Source organism: Oenococcus oeni DSM 20252 = AWRIB129, assembly GCF_000372485.1.
Taxonomy (GTDB): Bacteria; Bacillota; Bacilli; order Lactobacillales; family Lactobacillaceae; genus Oenococcus; species Oenococcus oeni.
In genome coordinates, this window is sequence record NZ_AQVA01000001.1 from 138,286 (window position 1) to 158,619 (window position 20,334).

The 20,334-nt window shown below is 39.6% G+C and carries 19 protein-coding genes and 2 pseudogenes; 13 read left to right on the forward strand and 8 right to left on the reverse strand.

Going from position 1 to position 20,334, the window contains the following annotated elements; all coding sequences use genetic code 11:
• Nucleotides 1-130: 130 nt before the first annotated feature.
• On the forward strand, nucleotides 131-1,732 hold the full coding sequence (locus A3G9_RS0100680; RefSeq protein WP_002820887.1) for a peptide ABC transporter substrate-binding protein: 1,602 nt from the start codon (nucleotides 131-133) through the stop codon (nucleotides 1,730-1,732).
• Between the two features lie 35 nt (nucleotides 1,733-1,767).
• On the opposite strand, the gene A3G9_RS0100685 is transcribed toward A3G9_RS0100680, so the two are convergent.
• The 4 genes from A3G9_RS0100685 to A3G9_RS0100700 all read right to left on the reverse strand — a co-directional run bounded on the left by A3G9_RS0100685 (nucleotide 1,768) and on the right by A3G9_RS0100700 (nucleotide 6,600).
• The gene (locus A3G9_RS0100685; RefSeq protein WP_002819430.1) at nucleotides 1,768-2,724 is read right to left on the reverse strand and encodes an ABC transporter permease; all 957 of its coding nucleotides are present in this window, start codon (nucleotides 2,722-2,724) and stop codon (nucleotides 1,768-1,770) included.
• Nucleotides 2,721-3,866, reverse strand: coding sequence for an ABC transporter permease (locus A3G9_RS0100690; RefSeq protein WP_002819429.1), 1,146 nt, complete (start codon nucleotides 3,864-3,866; stop codon nucleotides 2,721-2,723). The genes A3G9_RS0100685 and A3G9_RS0100690 overlap by 4 nt, the downstream gene beginning before the upstream one ends.
• On the reverse strand, nucleotides 3,866-5,449 hold the full coding sequence (locus tag A3G9_RS0100695) for an ABC transporter ATP-binding protein (RefSeq protein WP_002819428.1): 1,584 nt from the start codon (nucleotides 5,447-5,449) through the stop codon (nucleotides 3,866-3,868). Before A3G9_RS0100695 ends, A3G9_RS0100690 begins: the two co-directional genes overlap by 1 nt.
• 65 nt (nucleotides 5,450-5,514) lie before the next feature.
• Nucleotides 5,515-6,600, reverse strand: a complete 1,086-nt coding sequence (locus A3G9_RS0100700) for a BMP family lipoprotein (RefSeq protein ID WP_002819427.1) — start codon at nucleotides 6,598-6,600, stop codon at nucleotides 5,515-5,517.
• Between the two features lie 348 nt (nucleotides 6,601-6,948).
• Between A3G9_RS0100700 and A3G9_RS0100710 the strand changes: the two genes are divergently transcribed.
• From A3G9_RS0100710 to A3G9_RS0100725, 4 genes and pseudogenes are all read left to right on the forward strand, one after another.
• On the forward strand, nucleotides 6,949-7,782 hold the full coding sequence (locus tag A3G9_RS0100710) for a metallophosphoesterase (protein ID WP_002819425.1): 834 nt from the start codon (nucleotides 6,949-6,951) through the stop codon (nucleotides 7,780-7,782).
• Between the two features lie 52 nt (nucleotides 7,783-7,834).
• Nucleotides 7,835-8,533: a type I pantothenate kinase gene (locus A3G9_RS0100715; RefSeq protein ID WP_002819424.1), complete on the forward strand. Its 699-nt coding sequence runs from the start codon at nucleotides 7,835-7,837 to the stop codon at nucleotides 8,531-8,533.
• Nucleotides 8,534-8,729: 196 nt separating this feature from the next.
• Nucleotides 8,730-9,503 (forward strand): annotated as a pseudogene (locus tag A3G9_RS01000000109345) (SDR family NAD(P)-dependent oxidoreductase).
• Between the two features lie 176 nt (nucleotides 9,504-9,679).
• Nucleotides 9,680-10,755: pseudogene (locus A3G9_RS0100725) on the forward strand (FAD:protein FMN transferase).
• Nucleotides 10,756-10,863: 108 nt separating this feature from the next.
• Here A3G9_RS0100725 and A3G9_RS0100735 read toward each other — a convergent pair.
• Nucleotides 10,864-11,598, reverse strand: coding sequence for a type 1 glutamine amidotransferase (locus A3G9_RS0100735; protein WP_002819418.1), 735 nt, complete (start codon nucleotides 11,596-11,598; stop codon nucleotides 10,864-10,866).
• Nucleotides 11,598-12,959, reverse strand: a complete 1,362-nt coding sequence (locus tag A3G9_RS0100740; RefSeq protein WP_026163818.1) for a MurT ligase domain-containing protein — start codon at nucleotides 12,957-12,959, stop codon at nucleotides 11,598-11,600. Before A3G9_RS0100740 ends, A3G9_RS0100735 begins: the two co-directional genes overlap by 1 nt.
• A gap of 27 nt (nucleotides 12,960-12,986) precedes the next feature.
• Between A3G9_RS0100740 and A3G9_RS0100745 the strand changes: the two genes are divergently transcribed.
• Nucleotides 12,987-13,625, forward strand: coding sequence for a thymidine kinase (locus A3G9_RS0100745; protein ID WP_002820885.1), 639 nt, complete (start codon nucleotides 12,987-12,989; stop codon nucleotides 13,623-13,625).
• A 36-nt stretch (nucleotides 13,626-13,661) separates the two neighbouring features.
• Here the strand turns inward: A3G9_RS0100745 and A3G9_RS0100750 are convergent, their stop codons facing one another.
• Both A3G9_RS0100750 and A3G9_RS0100755 read right to left on the reverse strand, forming a co-directional pair.
• Entirely contained in the window at nucleotides 13,662-14,195 is a 534-nt protein-coding gene (locus tag A3G9_RS0100750; RefSeq protein ID WP_002819415.1) for a biotin transporter BioY, read from the reverse strand.
• The gene (locus A3G9_RS0100755; protein ID WP_002819414.1) at nucleotides 14,188-15,177 is read right to left on the reverse strand and encodes a biotin--[acetyl-CoA-carboxylase] ligase; all 990 of its coding nucleotides are present in this window, start codon (nucleotides 15,175-15,177) and stop codon (nucleotides 14,188-14,190) included. The genes A3G9_RS0100750 and A3G9_RS0100755 overlap by 8 nt, the downstream gene beginning before the upstream one ends.
• Nucleotides 15,178-15,437: 260 nt before the next feature.
• Here A3G9_RS0100755 and fabZ point away from each other — a divergent pair, with 260 nt between their 5' ends.
• Genes fabZ through A3G9_RS0100790 form a run of 7 tightly spaced genes read left to right on the forward strand, consistent with a single transcriptional unit; the run spans nucleotide 15,438 to nucleotide 20,317 of the window.
• A complete protein-coding gene (gene fabZ / locus A3G9_RS0100760) occupies nucleotides 15,438-15,881 on the forward strand; it encodes a 3-hydroxyacyl-ACP dehydratase FabZ (RefSeq protein WP_002819413.1) in 444 nt (147 codons plus the stop codon).
• A gap of 57 nt (nucleotides 15,882-15,938) precedes the next feature.
• A complete protein-coding gene (locus A3G9_RS01000000109350; RefSeq protein ID WP_002821675.1) occupies nucleotides 15,939-16,391 on the forward strand; it encodes a MarR family winged helix-turn-helix transcriptional regulator in 453 nt (150 codons plus the stop codon).
• Between the two features lie 5 nt (nucleotides 16,392-16,396).
• Nucleotides 16,397-17,368, forward strand: a complete 972-nt coding sequence (locus A3G9_RS0100770) for a ketoacyl-ACP synthase III (protein WP_002819409.1) — start codon at nucleotides 16,397-16,399, stop codon at nucleotides 17,366-17,368.
• Nucleotides 17,369-17,420: 52 nt separating this feature from the next.
• Entirely contained in the window at nucleotides 17,421-17,672 is a 252-nt protein-coding gene (locus A3G9_RS0100775) for an acyl carrier protein (protein ID WP_002819408.1), read from the forward strand.
• 5 nt (nucleotides 17,673-17,677) lie between these two features.
• Nucleotides 17,678-18,634 (forward strand): nitronate monooxygenase, encoded by a 957-nt coding sequence (locus tag A3G9_RS0100780; protein ID WP_002819407.1) that lies wholly within the window; start codon nucleotides 17,678-17,680, stop codon nucleotides 18,632-18,634.
• Nucleotides 18,615-19,562: an ACP S-malonyltransferase gene (locus tag A3G9_RS0100785; protein WP_002821676.1), complete on the forward strand. Its 948-nt coding sequence runs from the start codon at nucleotides 18,615-18,617 to the stop codon at nucleotides 19,560-19,562. Before A3G9_RS0100780 ends, A3G9_RS0100785 begins: the two co-directional genes overlap by 20 nt.
• Before the next feature lie 23 nt (nucleotides 19,563-19,585).
• Nucleotides 19,586-20,317: a 3-oxoacyl-ACP reductase family protein gene (locus tag A3G9_RS0100790; RefSeq protein WP_002821677.1), complete on the forward strand. Its 732-nt coding sequence runs from the start codon at nucleotides 19,586-19,588 to the stop codon at nucleotides 20,315-20,317.
• The last annotated feature ends 17 nt before the right edge of the window (nucleotides 20,318-20,334 follow it).

A 20,334-nucleotide genomic window follows, 5' to 3' on the forward strand; every position in this document is an offset into this window, starting at 1 on the left:
TCTTCTTTTGTGTGTATAATTATGCAATTTAATTTTCATTTTATGAAATGAGAAGGAAGGAGATTAAAAAACACTGGGATTGATTAATTTTAAAAAACGGACAAACGTATTGCTATTGGGAAGCTTGCTTTTGGCTAGTATCGGAAATGGTCTATTTATACCGACTGTGGCCAGTGCCAAAACAAATCCGACACTGTATTTCTCGATGCCGACTGATTTGACAACGATGGATATGGCTTTAATGACCGATGCTTATGCCGACCAGATTGCGATTAATGTTCAGGAAGGCTTACTCAGTCGAAATGCCAAAGGCCAAGTCAAGGCTGGATTGGCTGAAAAATGGAAACATAGTTCTGACGGAAAAACTTGGACTTTTACTCTGAGAAAAGGTCTTAAATGGTCAAATGGTGACAAACTGACTGCTTCGGATTTTGTTTATGCTTGGCAAAGAGTCGTTAATCCGAAAACTTCCAGTCAGGCGGCTTACAAATATTCTGGAATTAAAAATGCCGACGAGATTCAGGCCGGGAAAGCGAAGGTCAGTTCACTTGGAGTCGTGGCAAAAAATGATCGAACTTTAGTGGTAACGCTGGATCATCCAATGCCGCAATTTGAATTGGAGATGGCCTCTCAATCATTCTTTGCTCAAGACCCAAAGGTCGCTAAAAAGTATGGTAAACAGCTTGGAACGGCCTCTAATAAGCAGGTTTACGATGGCCCTTATAAGTTAACCGGTTGGAATGGTACTAACGGAAAGTTTACCTTGGTCAAGAACGAAAACTATTGGGACAAAAAACATGTTAAAACTGATAAAGTCGTTGAAACGGTCGTCAAAGAACCAACGGCTGCAATTGGTTTGTACAAAAGGGGAAAATTGGATCTAGCTCCATTGAGTTCTCAACAATCGGTTACAGCTAATAAAAAACGGTCTGATTTTAAAAAGTATTCTGGGGATGCGGTTTATTATCTCGAATATAATCAAACAGGCAAAAATAAGGGACTTGCCAACAAAAATATCAGGCTCGCCTTAAGTTATGCAATTGACCGGAAGGCCGTTGCTAACGAGATATCCGGTGGTATGTATACAGCGGCCACGAGTCTCGTTCCGGAAGGTGCCGGTGGCAAGACTTCAACTGGTGAGGATTTTGCAAAAGCGGCCAAAAAATATACTGGGAAATATTATAAATACAATATGAAAAAAGCCAAAAAACTTTTCAAGACCGGTTTGAAAGAGGCTGGTTTGAAAAGTTTGAAGATTTCGGTTGAAGCAACCGCTGAAAGTCCTGTGTCGAAGCCTGAAGTTGATTATCTTCAACAAACTTGGCAGAAACTCGGTAATATAAAAGTTACGGAAAAATTCGTTCCATTCAAGCAAAGGCTACAGGATCAACAGAACCAAAATTTCGATGTAATGGTTGCTGGTTGGTCCTCTGATTTTGCCGAACCGACTGGTTTTCTGACTTTATTTACTAATAACGGAACCAATAATGATGGCAAATGGATTTCAAAAGCTTATACGAATGCTTTTAATCGAGCAATGGACCAAGATGCTTTGAATACCAAAGCTCGGACGAAAGATGAAATCAGTGCCGAAGTTGCTCTTGCTAAAAATGCTGGAGCATCACCGGTTTACTGGAATGCTTATCCAAGTTTGGTTAATCCGAAGTTAAAAGGATTACAAAATTTTAATTCTGGTGATTCATTCTATTATAAATATGATTATCTTAAGTAAATAAAAAACGAGCTTCTAAATTGAAGCTCGTTTTTTTATTCCGATTTAATGTAATTAATTCCGTCTTCTTTAGGAGCTTTTGTTTTTCCAAAGAAGAGGGTCAAAACAATGATTGTTAGAACGTAAGGGAAAATTTGCAACCAGACGGCAGGAATATTTTTAATAACTGGAATTTGAGTCCCGATTACCGATAATGATTGCGAAAGGCCGAAAAACATCGAAGCCAACATGGCTCCAATTGGGTTCCAACGGCCATAAATCATTGCTGCCATTGCAATAAAACCTTGGCCGGCAATTGTTGAATTGGCGAAGTTCAAAGCAATCGATTCGGCGTAAAGCGCGCCACCGATTCCTCCAAGGAAACCTGAAATCAATACGCCTTGATAACGCAAACGAGCAACATTCAAACCTAATGTATCGGCAGCTTGTGGGTTTTCGCCTACCGAACGAAGACGTAAACCGAAACGAGTTTTATAAATCACATATGAAGCGAGAATCGATACCACGATTGACAGCAGCGCTGGATAGCTTGTATTTTGAAAGAAGAGTTTTCCCAGAATTGGAATTTTATCCAACAGAGGAATATCGGAATAACCAAAGCTCTCATTAATTTGATTAGTCTGACCTTTTCCGTAGATTACTTTGATTAAAAAAACACCAAGAGCTGGGGCGATCAAGTTGATAACCGTACCAGAAACGATGTGGTCTGCTCGCAGGGTAACAGTAGCTAAAGCGTGAACCCAGGCAATTGCCAGCCCGATCAGCGCTCCGACCAATAGGCCAATCCATGGCGTTAAACTTCCAAACTGATCGGCAAAGGTTAGATTAAAAACGATTGAGCTGAAAGCACCCATGGTCATAATTCCTTCCAGACCAACGTTGACAACACCACCATGTTCCGAGAAAGCACCGCCGACAGCTGTAAAAGCAAGTGGAGCGGAATAAATAATCGTAGTGCTGATTAATAGTGCGAGAATTGATAGAAAACTCATGCTTCCAACTCCTTTTGTTCTTTTTTGCTAATCTTTTTTTGTTGCTGCTTTCCAGCGCCGGGGCCTTTTCCTTTATTCGAAGACGCTTGATCGGCTGATTTTATTTTTTCGATCATTAAATCGATTAGATATCCGGTTCCAACAAAGAAAATAATCAACGCAATTACGATCGCGACGAGTTCGGTAGGAACGCCTGATATATTTGGCATTCCCGCTCCTCCAACGGTTAAAGCAGAGAAGAGAGCGGCGGCTAAAATGACTCCAATAAAGGATCCCGATCCTAATAAGGCAACCGCCATACCATTGAAGCCTGTCTCGGGGGTTGAATTCTGGACAAAAACATTCCCATAATGTCCTAATCCTTCTGTGACACCGCCAAGGCCCGACAAGGCTCCGGATAAAGTCATCGCCCAAATTTGCGTGGCTTTTTCATTAATACCGGCATATTTGGCTGCATCGGCATTTTTTCCAACAGCATCAATCGAAAAGCCTAAAGTCGTTTTCTTCATCACAAACCAGATTAAAAGAGTTGTAATCAGAGCGATAAAAATTCCGGCCGAAATCGATGATTGGTTGGTTAGATCCGATAACCATTTCAAACCGATTCCACCATGATTTCCGACTTGATTGCTGGAATCAACCGTTTGTTTGATCGAGTTAGGAAAGACAGCTGTAATGGCATCATTACCAAGGTATAAGATTACATAATTCATCATTATTGTGATAATAACTTCTGAAGCTCCGAACCTGGCCCTTAAATAACCGGGAATGAAACCGGAAATTGCGCCGATCACAACTCCGAAAGTTGTTGCGCCAATGATTATCAAAAAATCAGGTAAATGGGGGAAAGTCAGTGCGAACCAGACACTACCGACCCAAGCTCCGAAAAGTTGACCAGACATTCCAATATTGAAAAACCCTGCTTGTTGAGCAATCAAAAAAGATAATCCGGTCAAAATCAAAGGAGTCATTTGCGAGAAAATTTCACCAATGTTTTGTGGCGTCCCAAAAGCGGTGCTGATTAAAGAACCATAGCCGGAAAAAGGATTATATCCGAAAAAGAGCATAATGATTGCTCCGGCGATCAGGCCGAAGACAACAGAGCAGATGGCAATGATCGTTTTGTTGTTTCTTGATTGCATTATTTAACTCCTGCCTTATTTTTGTTTTTGCTTGCTTCCAGTTCTTTTCTAGCACTCTTCAAGCCGACCCCGGTCATCATCAAACCAAGTTCTTCTTTGGTTGTGTCTTTGGTGTTGACAACGCCGATAATTTTTCCGGACGATATAACCGCAATTCTATCAGCCAGATCCAGAATTTCATCAAGCTCGAAGCTTATGAGCATAACTGCTTTTCCAAGATCTCTCTGTTTAATTAATTGTTTGTGAATGTATTCGATGGCTCCGACGTCAAGACCACGCGTCGGTTGAGCAGCAACAATCAGTTTGGAATCACGCGAAAGTTCTCTTGCGACGACGGCTTTTTGTTGATTACCGCCTGACAAGGATCCAGCTGGTTCATCGATCGAAGTCATTTTGACATCGAATTGTTTAATTAATTTTTTGGCATGATCGGCAATTGCTTTTCCCTGAAGAATTCCCATTCTGGCATATGGTTTTTCGTAGAAATTTTCAATCACCATATTGTCAGCAAGCGGCATATTGATTTCTAACCCATGACGCAGGCGGTCTTCTGGAATATGGGAAGTACCGGCTTTGATTATTTTTCTTGGTGTCTTATTGGTAATATTCTTGCCGTCTAAAATAATTTCTCCGGATTGTGAGTGTGTTAAGCCGGTAACTGTTTGAACCAATTCTGTCTGACCATTGCCGTCGATTCCGGCGATACCGATAATCTCGCCAGCACGAATATCGAGAGAGAGGTGATCGACTTTAGTAACATTTTCTGCGTCTTTAACGACAAGATCGTTGATTTTTAAAATATCTTTGCCTGTTTTGGCTGCTTTTTTCTCAGTTGTAAAAGAAACTTTTCTGCCAACCATTTTTTCTGCCAAAGTTATTGCAGAAACATTCTTTGCATTAAAAGTTTCAAGCGATTTTCCTGATCGGATAACGGTAACTCGATCTGCTGCCTGACGAATTTCTTCGAGTTTATGAGTTATTAAAATGATCGCTTTTCCTTCGGCGGCCAAATTCTTCATTGTCGCGATCAATTCTTGAATTTCTTGGGTAGTTAAAACAGCTGTCGGTTCGTCGAAAATTAAAATATCGGCTTTTCGATAGAGAGTTTTTAAAATTTCAACACGTTGTTGTTGACCGACTGAAATATCGGTTATCAAAGCATCTGGATTAACTTTTAATTTATATTTATCGACAAGGGCTTGGATTTCCTTTTTTGCAGTCTCGATATCCAACGATGCCCCCTTGGTTTTTTCGGCACCAAGCATAATATTTTCCGTCACTGTAAAGGCATCTATCAGCATAAAATGTTGATGGACCATTCCAATTCCAAGCTTGGAAGCTGCCGCCGGATTTTTGATCTTGACTTTTTTTCCTCGCAAAAATATCTCGCCGGATGTTGGTTGCAACAAGCCCGACAAGATATTCATTAAAGTTGATTTTCCGGCGCCGTTCTCACCAAGCAATGCATGAATCTCACCGGCTTTTACCTCGAGATTAATATCATCATTGGCAGCAAAATTGCCAAATTTTTTGACTATATGTTCCATTTTAATTGCCGGAATTTTTTCTTTTATTTGCTCCATCATTTTTCCTCAAGTCTCTCCATACTATGTAGGCTCGCCGCCATTAGGCAGGTGAGCAGTTAAGATTATTGTACCGAAGCATAAGATTTTGGATGGATCGGAACCTTGATACTTCCGGATTCAACTTTTTTCTTTGCAGCTTGAACAGCTGACCAAACGCTGGAACTCATTGAATCTTTTGCTAGATAAACTCCATGTTCTTTAAAACCAAAGCTGACGGTTTTTCCACCAGGGAACTTTCCGGCTTGAGCTTTTTTGGAGATATCAATTACGGCTTGACCAACTTCTTTCACTGCTGAAGCCAGAGTGAAGTTTGATTTGTTGCCGTTTTTATCTGTGTAATTACCATCGGATTTTTGATCACGATCAACACCGATAACCCAAACTTTTTTGTCAGCTGCTTGTTTTTGGTTCAAGGCTTTTGCTTGAGCGAAAACACCATTACCGGTTCCACCGGCGGCGGTAAAGATCACATCGTCGCCATCAGCATACATGGCTGAAGCGATTGTTTTTCCTTGAGCGGCATCAGAATATGAATTGGCATATTGAACATTTATTTGTATATTCTTATTGACGGATTTGGCTCCGGCAACGTAACCGGCCTGGAAAGTATCGATAATGTCGCCTTTGACACCACCGACAAAGCCGATTTTTTGTGTCTTCGACGCTTTGGCGGCAGCAACACCGGCCAAATAAGAAGACTGTTCGGTATGGAATGTTATCGAGACAACGTTCTTAATATTTGGAATTGTGTCATCGATAATACCGAAATTGGTTTTTGGATTTTGTTTGGCCGCTTGTTTGACAGCCGGTTCCAGATCATATCCAATGCCGAAAATTGTTTTAAATTTTGCTTGGATAGCAGAGTTGATATTTGGTTTATAATCAGACTCATCATTACTCTGGAAGTAGTTATATCCATTATTTCCTTTGGATAAACCTTCTTCTTTACCATATTTCTGCAAACCTTCCCATGCAGATTGGTTAAAGGAATGATCATCGATTCCCCCAGTATCGGTGATAATCGCGACTGATTTTTTCCCCGAATCATTAGTGGAAGTTTTTTTCCCACCATTCAGACCGAAATAAGCACCGACTGCTGCAATGACCACTACGACTATTGCTACGATAGTCCAACGAAAACGATTCATAAATCTCTCCTAACTTAATTAGCTAAAAGCCCACACTTTCAGAGAGTCTTCGATTTATCATTCGGAATATCCCCTGAAATGCGTTACTAAATAGCCTAAAAGTACAATAGCTTATAAATACACGAACGTTGAAAATTAGAATATTACATTTTGGATAAAGGAATATCGTCTTTATTTTCTAAATTTTGCTATTTTTGTTAATTAAAGAGCTTAAAATTGCTGCTTTAAAAAAAGATAATTTTATTTATTTCTATTTGGATAATAATTTACTTATTTTTTTATCGATTTTATTGCTTGAATAGGAAATAAAGTTCGGAAAAACCGGCTTAAAATACTAAGATACTTATAATGAATAAATTTGAAGTTCACGAACAATTGGACAAAGTAATTCTTGTTTCCGATATTCATGAAAATTGGCAGGCTTTAAAAAAAATCGTTGATTTGCCGGAATATGGAAAAAGCGACTATACTCTGGTTTTTCTCGGTGATTATACTGATGCCAATGGTTCTAATCTGCATGAGCCTATTAAAGTGATTAATTTTATTATGGATCAGGTCAAGAATCATGGCGCTTTGGCAATTCATGGAAATCACGATGACATGCTCTATGGTACAGCCATCGGCGATTCTGACAAATTTTTTAATTGGGGAAACAATGGAATTTTAGAAACCCAGGAATTATTGGGTTTAACAGCTAACGATGTTAATATCGAATTAACAAAAAATGAATTGAACGAGAAATATTCCGAATATATCGATTTTCTTGATGAAATTCCTTACGCTATTGAAGACCAAAAGCGTTTATTCGTTCATGCGGGTATTGATTGGACTAAGAATAATTACCACGATACAGCAGTTGAGGATTTGATCTGGATTCGCGAAAAATATTTTTTCAGTAATTTTTCAGCGGCATCTTTATATGATCCTGTTAAACGACCAATTGTAGATAAGGCTTGGCACAGAAATACTAGCAACAAAGTAATTGTTGCCGGGCATACACCGAGTTATTTTTTGTCAGCCGATCAGTCAAATCCAATTGTCGAAATGAGAAATAATCAAAATGATTTTTCCCGCTATGATATTGACGGCGGTTCTCATTCGGCTGATATCGAAGCGGCTTTGAATATTTTGATTTTAGATAAAGAAGGAAAAGAGATTCGCCGGGATCGCTTACTCGCTTAATGTGCAAGAAATTTTTTCGACAAGAGGATCAGTCTAGCTGCATAATTAAAGAATGAGAAAAGTGGTTGACGAAGTTTTGAAGAGATATAAAGCAGGGTGGGAAAATTTTTTTGTGATTGCCCTGACTGGTTCGGTGTCGGTGGGGAAGTCAACGATTTCTCAGCAATTATCCGATGAATTAAAGAAATCTTTCCCCGGCGTAACAACCGCTATTATTTCTGTCGATTCTTTTATTTTTTCTAATGAAGAATTGAAATCCCGTGGAATTTTTTCTGAAAAAGGTTTCCCTAAAAGCTATGATTTAAAAGCGTTGTCGGCAGCGTTATTTGAATTAAAAAACGGTTCTAACGAGATTAAGATTCCCGTTTACTCTCAGGCGATCAACAATATTGCTGCAGGTGAGTTCGAAACAATTAAAAAACCAAAAATCTTGATAGTTGAAGGGGTTTGCGCTTTTAGGATCGATAATTATGATTTATCGATTTATGTCGATGCCGATGAAAAACTGATTTACCAATGGTTTTTGAAACGGACGCTCTCTTTTATTAGGAATAGTAAAGATGATCCGAACAATTTTTATTATCAGTTTTCAAAGATGCCGATCCCTAAAATCATGCCAGCGATTAATCAAACTTGGGAACAGACCGATTTAAGGAACCTGACCGAATTTATCGAACCGATGAAAAAGAAGGCTGATATGGTCATACATAAAACAAAGGGACACCGGATCGACAGGATTATTGTCAATTAGACATCGCTTTTAAGTTTTTAGATGTTGCTGTTTTTCTAATCAAAGAATTGATTTTCTTATTAAGCCATTTAATTGAATTGTGTCCTACGATAAAAATAATGAATGCCTATTTTTTGCCTTGTGAATTATGTAAGCCATTTTATGAAAAATATAGTACAATTATATTGTGAATTAACATACAAAGGATGTGTAAATTATGACAAATAAAGTCGCAATTGTTACCGGTGGTGTTCAGGGAATTGGCCGTGGAATCGCTCTGCGCCTATCAAAAGACGGATATTCAGTGATTATTAATGGAAGAACTCAGGAGAAACTAGACAAAGTTGCTGAGGAGATCAAAAACAACAACGGAAAGGTGATTACTTTTGTTGGAGATGTCTCAAGCAAGTCTGCTAACGAGCAGTTAGAAAAAAAAGCCGAATCCTAATTTGGACGTTTGGACGTTTTTGTAGCCAACGCCGGAATCGATTGGGTTGATACTATCGAGGGAACACCGGCAGACCAAGTAGATAATGTAATAAATATTAATTTGAAATCGCAAATTTGGGCCTTGCAAACGGCGCCGAAAGTTATGCGAAAAAGTGGCGATGGAGGTTCAATCGTTTTGGCTTCATCAATTGCCGGCATGGAAGGTTTCGAGATGCTGGGAATCTATTCTGCGACTAAATTTGCAACTCGCGGATTGGTTCAAGCGGCAGCAAAAGAATTGGCCGTCGACAAGATTCGCGTCAATGCCTATAACCCAGGAATTGTTCTGACACCAATGTGGGATGAAATCGATGCCCGTTTTGCCGAGCGTAAAAACGTCCCCGTTGGATCGACACGCCAGGCATTTATAGATGGAATTCTATTGGGACGTGGTGAAGAACCTGAAGATGTTGCTAAATTGGTCAGCTTCTTGTCCGGCGATGAAAGTGATTATATTACCGGTCAGTCAATCGCGGTCGATGGTGGAATTAAATTTTCTTAATTGCCAGGAATGGAAGATTAAAATTTGTCTTGTTTAAAAGAAAGAGTCAGTTAGGCTGAAAAAGGCTTGATTGACTTTTTGATTGTCAAAAACGAATACTGTTTTCAGAAAATATTCATCTTCAACTTTCAAATCACAAGGGATAACGGGGTAAATAATAATCGGGGTAAATAATAATGAAGAAGAAAATTTGGGTCTTTTTAGTTCTAATTGTCCTTTCTTTGTCTGCAATTTTTGCCTATTTCTACATTAGCAACAAACAGAAATCGGCTGTTCAATATGCAGATGTTCCTTATCAAAAAAATGAATTCCTTATGGGAACGATTTGTACATTGACGATTTACGATAAGGGAAAATCAGCTGTCTTGAACAAAGGAATGGCTACGATCCGTCACTTTGACAAAGAAGCAACTTTAACGGAAAAAGGTTCTGTTCTTGATAAAATAAATGCAAATGCCGGTATCAAACCGGTCAAGGTTCCCGATGATTTTTGGCCCTTGATTGAGAAGGCCATGTATTTTTCTAAGAACTCCGATGGAAGTTTTGATATGGCAATCGGTGCGGTGACAAATCTTTGGAAAATTGGTCTCCCTGGGGCACGCGTTCCCTCGGATTCCGAAATTAAATCCGCCCTGCCCCTGCTCAATTATCACGATGTAATTTTGAATAAGAAAAAACATACTGTCTATCTAACCCGAAAGGGCATGAGACTTGATTTTGGGGGAATCGCTAAAGGGTATATTGCGGATCAGGTTAAGAAAACATTTTTAAAAAATCATGTTACAAGCGCAATTGTCAGTTTGGGCGGTAATATTTATGTGATTGGTAAGAGCCATCCAACTTCTGGAACAAGAGACTGGAATGTCGGCATCCAAAATCCCAATCAATCAAGAGGATCAAGTGTTGGCTATGTTCGTGAGTCCGATATGTCGATTGTGACTGCCGGTACTTACGAGCAGTATTTAATTTCTCATGGTCATAAATATATTTATTTGATGAATCCTAAAACCGGTTATCCATATGAAAATAATTTGGTTTCAGTGACAATTATTTCCAAGAAATCTGTTGATGGGGATGCATTATCGAATGCAGCTTTCGACAAAGGTCTAAAAAAGGTCTTAAATATATGAACAAGAAAAATAAGCAAAACATTCAAGCTATTTTTATTACAAAAGATAAAAAAATATACATTACGAATGGTTTAAAAAATAATTTTAAACTAACCAACCATAAATTTAAAATGGGTAATTAAATAAAATATTCTTCTTTAAGCAGTTGTTTAATAGCAGCTGTTTTTTAAATCCTAAAAGAAACTGATTATTTTTTTATTTATATTCTTTACTATTGCCAAATCAAAAAATTAAAAACTCTCGGTCGGAATTCCATCGAGTTTTGCCTGCCAATCGATATCCGGATAACGTTTAAGAAGCGCATTTTTTAAAATTCTTTTTGCTAGATTACCGTTGCGCGTCAAAATTGGACCGTGAAAATAAGTCCCATAGACTTGTTTATAGATAACGCCTTCGGTTTTATCGTCGCCATTATTGCCATTGCCGGATACGACCGTTCCCAGAGCTTTTTCGCCTTTGCCAAGGAAAGTCCTTCCCTGATGATTTTCAAAGCCGTGATAAGTTTCGCCGCTTTCGTTGTTTTTGATTTGGATATTGCCAATCAAGCGTTTCCCGCGCATGTTATCAAACAATTCGGAAGAATTCAAATTAACTGTATGATGGCTCATTGCTCCAATTCCGTTAATTATTTTTCCGTTAGCAAATTCCATTGTTGTTCCAAGCAGCTGAAAGCCGCCGCAGACAGCAACCAAAGAACCATTATTTTCGATATATTTTTTTATTTCATCCGATTTGCTGGGCAGGTCTTTTGCAGTCACCGATTCCTCATAATCTTGGCCACCACCGAAAAGAACAAAGTCGTAATCGTCGGCTTTAAAGGAGTCCCCAAGTGAAATTAAATGGTAATCGGTTTCAACCTGAATTTGTTTGGCATAATATTTAATCGCAATCACATTTCCGTAATCACCATACGTATTCATCAAATCCCCATATAGATGAGCAATTCTCAGTTGATAATTTTCCATTAAAAACTCTCCTTCGCCAAACCGGCTTTGGCCAATTCTTCACGAAACATCAACATACTTGTATAAGTTGCAGCGACATATACGTTTTTGGTTGGCAACCCTTTGATTCGGTCGATTAACTTGGCAAAATCCTGTTCGACAATTTGATTTTTAAAGCCTGCCATTTTTAGTCGAACACTGAAGTCTTTATAACGCTGTCCGCCTACAATAATTTTTTTCAGGGCCGTCTGGTGTAGCTTTTCGAATTCAGCATCGAAGATCCAACTTGTGTCGATACCGTCGGCATAATTAGCGTTTAGTAAAGTTACCAAACTGAATTCTTCCGGATCGGTCATCATCATATCGATTACAGAGTTAGCTCCAACCGGATTTTTTATCAAAACAATCGTAACCAAGTGGCTGCCAATTGTTAATTGTTCCTGACGACCAAAAATTCTTGAATCTTCGTTTAAAGCATTGAAAATATCTTCAGCGGAAATTTGGAATTCCCGTCCTAAAGAATAAGCGGCCAAAGCATTATAAATATTATAAAGACCGCCCAGCGGTAATGTGAATTTATTTCCAGCTATTTCAAATTCCGATTTCGATGGAGTTAATGAATTAATTTTGTTCACCGAGTATTTGAGTTGTGGCCGTTTGAAAGAACCATCTTTTGTGAAATAATCTCCAAGATTGGCATATGTTAAGTAATGATAGTGGAGAACCTGGTCGTTAGTCGGTGCCAGTACTCCATCGGTATTATTTGGAGCACGCAGGTCGCCAGCTGATTTTTTGTGGGTGAAACCAAAATAAACAGCTTGATTTTTATAGGGCTTTCGAGCAAAGATTGGTGAATCCCCGTTGGCAACGACCTTTGCTTTTGGTGCAGTTTTGATTCCGTCTGTTATTTTTTCGTAAGTTGTATATATTTCGCCGTATCGATCCATTTGGTCGCGAAAAATATTTGTCAAAACAAAATGAGTTGGCTGTAAGATTTTTGCAACTTCTTTTACATTGGCTTCATCGACTTCTAATACTGCAATCGGAATCGTGCCGTGACGAATTGATTTTTTAATTTTGTCTTTCTGGGAAAGTAGAGCGGCGACAATTCCTTGAATCATATTTGAACCGGAATTATTTGTTACAACGACACGATTTGTTTTTTTAAGAACTCTTGCGCAAAGAGCAGTTGCCAACGTTTTACCGTTTGTACCGCTCACAATTACCGTTTCAATCTGATCGCGAAATTCTTCAAGAAAAGTTGGATCAATCCGATAAGCGATCTTGCCCGGAAGCGAAGTACCACCGCGATGGAGAATTTTATGTAAAAGTATGTAGCTGCTTGAGCCGGCAAACAAGGCAAATTTGCTTCTAATAGTCATAAACAAATTATAGACTAGCCGAAAAAGATGATTGATATAATTAGGGGCATGACACAGCTATTTTTTGAGTACGGTGCGATGGGTTCCGGAAAGACTATTGAAATTTTAAAAGTTGCCCACAACTATGAGTCACAAGGCAAAAAAGTCTTGTTAATGACTCCGGCGGTTGACGATCGGGCAGGTATCGGAGTTATTTCCAGCCGAATCGGTCTGAAAAGAGAAGCGATTGCTATTCATAAAACGGACAATTTATTTACGGAGGTTTCAAGAGTCGATGGAGAACTTGCTGCCGTTTTAATTGATGAAGCCCAATTTTTAGAACCATTTCAGGTTGACCAGCTGGCTGATGTTGTTGATAAGCTTAATATTCCGGTGATGACTTTTGGATTGCGCCAGGATGCTTTCAATCATCTTTTCCCTGGGTCGAAACGGCTTTTTGAAATCGCTGACAAACTTGAAGAAATGAAAACGATTTGTACTTTTTGTGAAAAAAAGGCAATTACTCAGTTACGTGTCGTTGATGGCAAGCCTCAGTATCAAGGCAGCCAGGTTTTTATTGGCGGAGACGAAACTTATATACCGGTTTGCCGAAAACATTGGAAAAACCCAGATCTCAAAAAGTTGAAAGAATTTTTTCCGGCAAACAAAAAAGTATCGAAACAGTAATTTGTTCCGATACTTTTTTGTTAGTGAGGATAAAAATTAACGGTAAAGAACTGGGACTCGTTGGGCAAACAAGCGAGCAACGGCTACGATTGCGACTATTTTAATAGCTCCTGGTACCAAGAAAGGCAAAACGCCGTTTGCGATTGCTGCCTGTGGGGTTAAATGAGCCACAAACATTAGCCAAGCGGCCCCGATAAATAGTTGCAGTGTTGCGGCGGTTAGATTAGCAACACCGATTTTTAAAGTGGCCTTCGAATTATGAAGCATGAACTTGACCAAAAATGCGTAGATCAAGAATCCCCAAATATAGCCACCGGTTGTTCCGAAAATAACTGCAATTCCGGAATGAGCTCCGGCAAAGACTGGTAAGCCAAAAGCGCCCATTAAAATGTATAAACTAATTGATTCCAAACTAATATTTAGACCAAACATTGTTGCGATTAATCCAATCGCCAACGTTTGACAAGTGATTGGAACGAAAAGCAAAGGGACCGTGATTTGAGAACTAAGCGCCAAGAAAATGGCCAGGACAAGACTTAGTCCGAAATTTTTTAAAGTTTGTTTATTCATGATATTTTCCTTCTAAAAGATTAAGTTTTATAATTTCTCCACTACTAATAGTTAATAATTGATTATTATCATTTTTTAGCAGAATAGCTCCTTGACTATTAATTTTTTCAACTTTTCCGATTATTTTCTTTCGATTAACAACTATGGCGATTTTTTTACCCAACACAATTGAATGCCGACGATATTCTTCCAAGAAATCTCCACTGCGATAATTTCTGTAAATATCGAAAAAAAAGTTAATAAATTCTGCGATTAACAGGTTTCTTTTCGAACTGTCGCCTTTACTGATTGCTCCGGCTTTGCCGAGTAATTCGGTTGGCATTTTTTTTGTATCCAGAGTTAGATTAAGCCCGATTCCAATCACCAACGAAGCAATTCGCCCAGATTCCAAGTCGGTTATTGCCTCAGTCAAAATTCCGCCACACTTTCGATTGTTTAGAATTAGATCATTTACCCACTTGTATTTAACCTGTCGATGAAAGACTTTTTTTATTGCTCTTCCGGCGGCGACAGCAGTTGCCGTTGTCAAGAGACCCGGATTTACTTTTTCATCAATTGACAGCGGCAAAGCAATGCTCATATAAATACCGGATGCAGCCGGCGAATAGAATTTTCTGTCGAAACGTCCACGGCCGGCTGTCTGCTGATTTGCAAGTATTACTGCTGGTTTTTTCAAGTCCTCAAACAGCATTTGTTTGGCGATTGTGTTCGTTGAAGAAACCTTGTTATAAACAACAATTCTTGGCTGATGGTCCAGTCTCAATTCCTGGGAAATTAAGGCGGCATTTAGTTGATTGTCGATCATTAACCGATAGCCAAGCCCATGCCGACTCTCAAGGCTGTACCCTTGTTCTTCCAACAAACGAATTCCCTTCCAGACTGCCGTCCGACTAAGTTCTAATTGGGAAGCCAATTGATTTCCGGAGAACCATTTTTCCGGATAGGAACTCAAGAAAGTCAGCAGTTTTTGGCTGGTTGACATTTTTTCACCTCCATTTGTTAACCAATTTACCCCTTAACGTTAACTAATGTCAAGATTTTATTTGATATTCGAAGTAAATTATTTGCAACTTATAGGAAGGATTAATTTGTAATTTTTCAGTGAAAAGACCCGTTTTAAGGCGTTTTTTTAGGATTAGACGTTTTTTTGAATTGCGAAATAATTGACAAGCAAAATACCAATTGTTAGTATACATAGCACAAACACTTTGATGTTTGAAATAAATTTAAGGAGGTTGGCTGGTGTTATTAAATGTTCAGCAGATTGCTGATTTAATTCCCAACAGATATCCGATTGCATGGATTGACGGCGTAACGGATTTTATTCCCGATCAATCAATCACAGCTTTCAAAAATGTGACAATCAATGAACGATTCATTCAGGGACGAAAAGACGAAAAAGTAGTTCCAAATATATTCCTCATTGAAATGTTGGCTCAAGCGGCTTCGATTTTGATCCTTAAATCGCCTAAGTTTGCACACAAAACCGCATATCTCGGTGGGATTCATTCGGCCCGTTTCAAAAGATCGGTTGAACCCGGAGAAAAGATTGAATTATCAATTTTACTGACTAAAGTTCGCGAAAACATGGGAGTCGTCGATTGCACCGCTGCAGTTGGAGAAGAAGAAATTTGCCATGCCCAGCTATTATTTGTCGTTTCACCGGAGGAACCGGCCGTTGATTAAAAGAATGTCGATCTGGAGTATTTCGATATTTAAATATCAAAATAAAAGGGTAGCTATATGACTGATCGCAAAATCAGACAAATCAGCGCTTTGCTGATCGAAGTTTACAACGGCATTATGCAAGTTGAAGATAAATATTTGCGGACCACTCAATTCCGTGATATCACCGTTAAAGAGGTTCATACGATAGATGCAATTACGATGTATGACCATAAAACGACGACCGCTGTTGCTCGACAGTTGAGGCTTTCGCCCGGGACCGTCACTGCTTCGATCGATAAATTGGTTCGAAAAGGATACGTTGTTCGTTTGCAGTCAAAAGACGATCAACGGGTTATTCGTTTGGGTTTAACCCGACGAGGCCGCTTGATTTATCGAGCTCACCAATCTTTCCACCGACAAATGACCGAGAGCTTCCTTAATGGAATGGATCTCGAACAAGTTGACATTATTGAACATTCGCTGCTTAATCTGCAGACGTTTTTTGCAAATTGCAGACGAGAAGGGTGATTCCAATGAGAACGATTAAAATTATTCAAACGGCAAGCCAACTTCCTGAGAAAATTGTCAGTAATGACGATCTTGCCGGAATGATGGACACATCGGATGAATGGATTCGCAGTCGAACCGGAATTTTCAAACGGCACATTGCTGTTGATGAAACGACTGCCTCGTTGGCTGCTTCTGTTTTGCAAAAATTATTAAAAGGGAGTGGAATTTCTGCCGATCAAATCGATTTTGTACTTGTTGCGACAATGAGTCCGGATTCGATGGCACCATCGACGGCCGCTCAGGCTTCTGCGTTGGCTGGTTTAAGCAATGCCTTTGCCATGGATATCAATGTTGCTTGCTCCGGTTTTGTTTACGGCTTGACTTTGGCTCATGGCCTGGTCAATACTTTGGGTTCTCATTATGGAGTTGTAATTGGGGCTGAGACGCTTTCCAAACTGGTTGATTGGCAGGAACGTAGTACAGCCGTCCTGTTCGGAGATGGAGCAGCCGGAGTTCTTGTTGAAGCTGTCGATGGGCCTGAACGTTTGTTGGCGGCTGATCTGAAAACTTTTGGCAAAGAGGCGAAATCCTTAACAGCTGGACATTTGTGGTCATCGACAACTTGGAATCAGCCGGAAAAGGGAAGTCGCTATTTTCAAATGGACGGCCACGCGGTCTATTCTTTTGCCACTAGGCAGGTAGCGGCTTCGATTAAAAGAACCTTCGAAAAAATTTCTGCTGATATCGGTGATACAGATTATTTTTTGCTTCATCAGGCCAATCAGCGAATTATTGACAAGGTAGCTGATTTATTAAAGCAGCCTGCAGATCGTTTTCTTAGTAACCTGAGTAAATATGGCAATACTTCCGCTGCCAGCATTCCTTTATTACTGGATGAAATGGTTACAGGAAATATTGTTAAATCCGGACAATTATTAACTTTCAGCGGTTTTGGCGCGGGCCTCAGCGTTGGAAGCATAGTCTACAAGTATTAAAAAAACAAAAACATCAAATCAATTAATTTATTAAATTTTGGAGGACATAAAAATGTCAAAAGAAGAATTATTCAACAAAGTAAAAGATATTATTGCAGATCAGACTGGCGAAGACGCTTCAAAAATCACTATGACCACAAATATTAAAGATGATTTGGACGCTGACAGTTTGGACATTTTTGAAGTTATGAATGAAATCGAAGATCAATTGAATGTCAAAATCGAAGTCGAAGAGGGCTTGGATACGGTTGGCGATCTCGTGAACTTTGTCGACAAACAATTGGCTAACGCTAAAGGAGAATAATAATTATGGAATTAAGTCCATTTTTTAAATCACTGGGCTTACGTTATCCAATCTTTCAAGGTGGAATGGCTTGGGTAGCTGACGGCAAGCTCGCAGCAGCAGTCTCCAATGCTGGTGGAATGGGAATTATTGGCGCCGGTCATGCACCGGCAGATGTTGTTCGTCATGAAATCGAAGTTGCTAAATCATTAACATCTCGACCTTTTGGCGTTAATGTAATGCTTTTATCGCCGCATGTTAAAGAAGTTGTGAAAGTTATTTTAGAAGAAAAAGATTCAATCGCTCTAATCACAACCGGAGCCGGCAATCCTTCTGAATATCTGGAGGGATTTCAAAAAGCGAATATTCGTGTGATTCCAGTTGTTCCTTCGACCGGGATGGCCCGAATTATGGCTCGCGAAGGCGTAGATGCTGTGATTGCCGAAGGAATGGAATCTGGTGGGCATATTGGCCGGATGACAACGATGGCTTTGGTACCTCAAGTTGTTGACGCTGTTGACATTCCGGTTATTGCTGCCGGTGGAATTGGTGATGGTCGTGGTTTGGCTGCTTCAATCATGCTTGGAGCTCAAGGCGTCCAAATGGGAACAAGATTCCTGGTTGCTGAAGAATGTCATATTCATCCGCGTTATAAAGAGTCGGTTTTAAAAGCAAAAGATATCGATACGCTGGTAACCGGTAAATTTGCTGGTCATCCGGCACGTGTTTTAAAAAACAAGATGGCTGTTAATTTTATTCGTCAGGAAAAATCAGAGGCTCAAAAGGAAAATCCTGATTTTGGCGGAGTTGAAGAATTAGGCAATGGAAGTTTGCGTAGGGCGGTTGAAACCGGCGATGTAGAGAAGGGTTCTTACATGGCTGGAGAAATTTCCGGCTTGGTTACTAAAGAACAACCAGTTGCTGAAATTCTACAGGAAGTAACTGATCAGGCTGCAAAATTACTTGGAGGTTACGGCAATTAAACTCGCTTATTTATTTAGCGGTCAGGGTGGAAAAATCGAGCCACTCGACCAGTCACTTTACCTTGAATCGAGCAGTTTTCGTGAAACTTTCGATCAAGCAAAATCGCTTTTGGGAGTTGATTTATGGAACCTTTGGCAAAGCGGGGACAAACGTTTGGCAGAAACGCGTTTTGCTCAACCGGCAATATTTGTTTTAAGTACGGCTCTTTATCGCACCATAAAGAATGAACTGCCACAGGCAAGTGCTCTTGTCGGTCTGAGTTTGGGTGAATACAGTGCTTTGGTTGCTGGTGATGCTTTGGACTTTTCAGAGGGTTTGAAACTAATTGAAAAACGTGGGCAGTTAATGCAACAAGCCAGTGAGGAGTTTCCCGGTGCCATGGCTGCGGTTATGAGCCAAGATACAAAATTGATTGAAGATGTATGTCAAGATGTTTTTCAATCAAGTGGCCAAAAAGTTCAGATTGCTAATTATAACTATCCAAAACAGACCGTCATCGGTGGCCAAGTGGATGCTGTTAAAACAGCAGTTGAAGCTCTTCATCAAGCCGGTGTCCAGCGAATTGTTGATTTGCCGGTTAGTGGAGCTTTTCATACTCCTTTGATGGAATCAGCCAATCGACAATTTTTACCGGATTTGGAAAAGATTCAGTTCAAAGACCCGATCATTCCAGTTGTAAGCAATACTACCGGAAAAGTTTTCACGGATTCCTCAATCGGCGAGACTCTCAGCAAACAAATGATCAGTTCAACTCGTTTTACCGACTGCTTGTTTGAATTACGGGATCTTGGTGTTGATTCTGTTGTTGAATTGGGTCCTGGACATTCGCTGGTTTCTTTTGCCAAGAAAACTCTAAAACTTGATGGATATTATGCTGTCAATGATTCAGCTTCCTTGAAGAAAGCTCTAGCCGCCTTAACAGCCTAAGTTTGAAAATTAAAGGAGTTTATATGGATTTACAAGATAAAACCGTACTTGTCACTGGCAGTACTCGCGGAATCGGCTTAGCAATTGCAAAAGCTTTCTATTCACGTGGTTGCAATATTGTATTGAACAGCCGACATGCAATTCCTGAAGAAGTATTGAAGCAATTCCCCGATAACAATCGTGTATTTTCTGCAATTGGAGATGTTGCCGATGAAAAAGAAGCTCAATATATAGTCGAGCAAACGATAGAACATTTTCATCAAATTGATGTGTTGGTTAACAACGCTGGTATCAATCGTGATATGTTGGCTAATCGGATGTCTTCAGAAGATTTTCAAGCTCCGATTAAAACTAATCTAATTGGTAGTTTTAATGTCACTCAGCCGGCGCTTAAGACGATGTACCATCAAAAAAGAGGCAGCATTATCAATATTTCCAGTGTTGTTGCTTTGATAGGCAATATTGGCCAACTTAATTACGCTGCCAGTAAAGCTGGTTTAATTGGTTTGACAAAAACACTTGCTAGAGAAGCTGCTCGTCGTCATGTGCGTTGTAATGCAATTGCGCCGGGCATGATCTCGACCGATATGGTTTCTGCTCTGGCTGAAAAAAATCAAGAACAGTTAAAAAAACAAATTCCTTTAGGTGATTTTGGATCACCTGACGAAGTTGCTCAAGCGGCGGTTTTTTTAGCGGAAAATGACTATGTTACAGGTCAAGTAATCACCATTGATGGTGGTTTGTCGATGGCTTGAATTATTTAGACAAGATG

Excerpts from the sequence above, each read along its gene's own strand:
- A3G9_RS0100690 (WP_002819429.1), bottom strand. The coding sequence starts at position 3,866 with ATGCAATCAAGAAACAACAAAACGATCATTGCCATCTGCTCTGTTGTC.
- A3G9_RS0100750 (WP_002819415.1), bottom strand. The coding sequence starts at position 14,195 with ATGAATAAACAAACTTTAAAAAATTTCGGACTAAGTCTTGTCCTGGCC.
- A3G9_RS0100740 (WP_026163818.1), bottom strand. The coding sequence starts at position 12,959 with ATGACTATTAGAAGCAAATTTGCCTTGTTTGCCGGCTCAAGCAGCTAC.
- A3G9_RS0100755 (WP_002819414.1), bottom strand. The coding sequence starts at position 15,177 with ATGTCAACCAGCCAAAAACTGCTGACTTTCTTGAGTTCCTATCCGGAA.
- A3G9_RS0100770 (WP_002819409.1), top strand. The coding sequence starts at position 16,397 with ATGAGAACGATTAAAATTATTCAAACGGCAAGCCAACTTCCTGAGAAA.
- A3G9_RS0100780 (WP_002819407.1), top strand. The coding sequence starts at position 17,678 with ATGGAATTAAGTCCATTTTTTAAATCACTGGGCTTACGTTATCCAATC.
- A3G9_RS0100745 (WP_002820885.1), top strand. The coding sequence starts at position 12,987 with ATGATTGATATAATTAGGGGCATGACACAGCTATTTTTTGAGTACGGT.
- A3G9_RS0100775 (WP_002819408.1), top strand. The coding sequence starts at position 17,421 with ATGTCAAAAGAAGAATTATTCAACAAAGTAAAAGATATTATTGCAGAT.
- A3G9_RS0100735 (WP_002819418.1), bottom strand. The coding sequence starts at position 11,598 with ATGGAAAATTATCAACTGAGAATTGCTCATCTATATGGGGATTTGATG.
- A3G9_RS0100715 (WP_002819424.1), top strand. The coding sequence starts at position 7,835 with ATGAGAAAAGTGGTTGACGAAGTTTTGAAGAGATATAAAGCAGGGTGG.
- A3G9_RS0100685 (WP_002819430.1), bottom strand. The coding sequence starts at position 2,724 with ATGAGTTTTCTATCAATTCTCGCACTATTAATCAGCACTACGATTATT.
- A3G9_RS0100710 (WP_002819425.1), top strand. The coding sequence starts at position 6,949 with ATGAATAAATTTGAAGTTCACGAACAATTGGACAAAGTAATTCTTGTT.
- A3G9_RS01000000109350 (WP_002821675.1), top strand. The coding sequence starts at position 15,939 with ATGACTGATCGCAAAATCAGACAAATCAGCGCTTTGCTGATCGAAGTT.
- A3G9_RS0100695 (WP_002819428.1), bottom strand. The coding sequence starts at position 5,449 with ATGGAGCAAATAAAAGAAAAAATTCCGGCAATTAAAATGGAACATATA.
- A3G9_RS0100790 (WP_002821677.1), top strand. The coding sequence starts at position 19,586 with ATGGATTTACAAGATAAAACCGTACTTGTCACTGGCAGTACTCGCGGA.
- A3G9_RS0100700 (WP_002819427.1), bottom strand. The coding sequence starts at position 6,600 with ATGAATCGTTTTCGTTGGACTATCGTAGCAATAGTCGTAGTGGTCATT.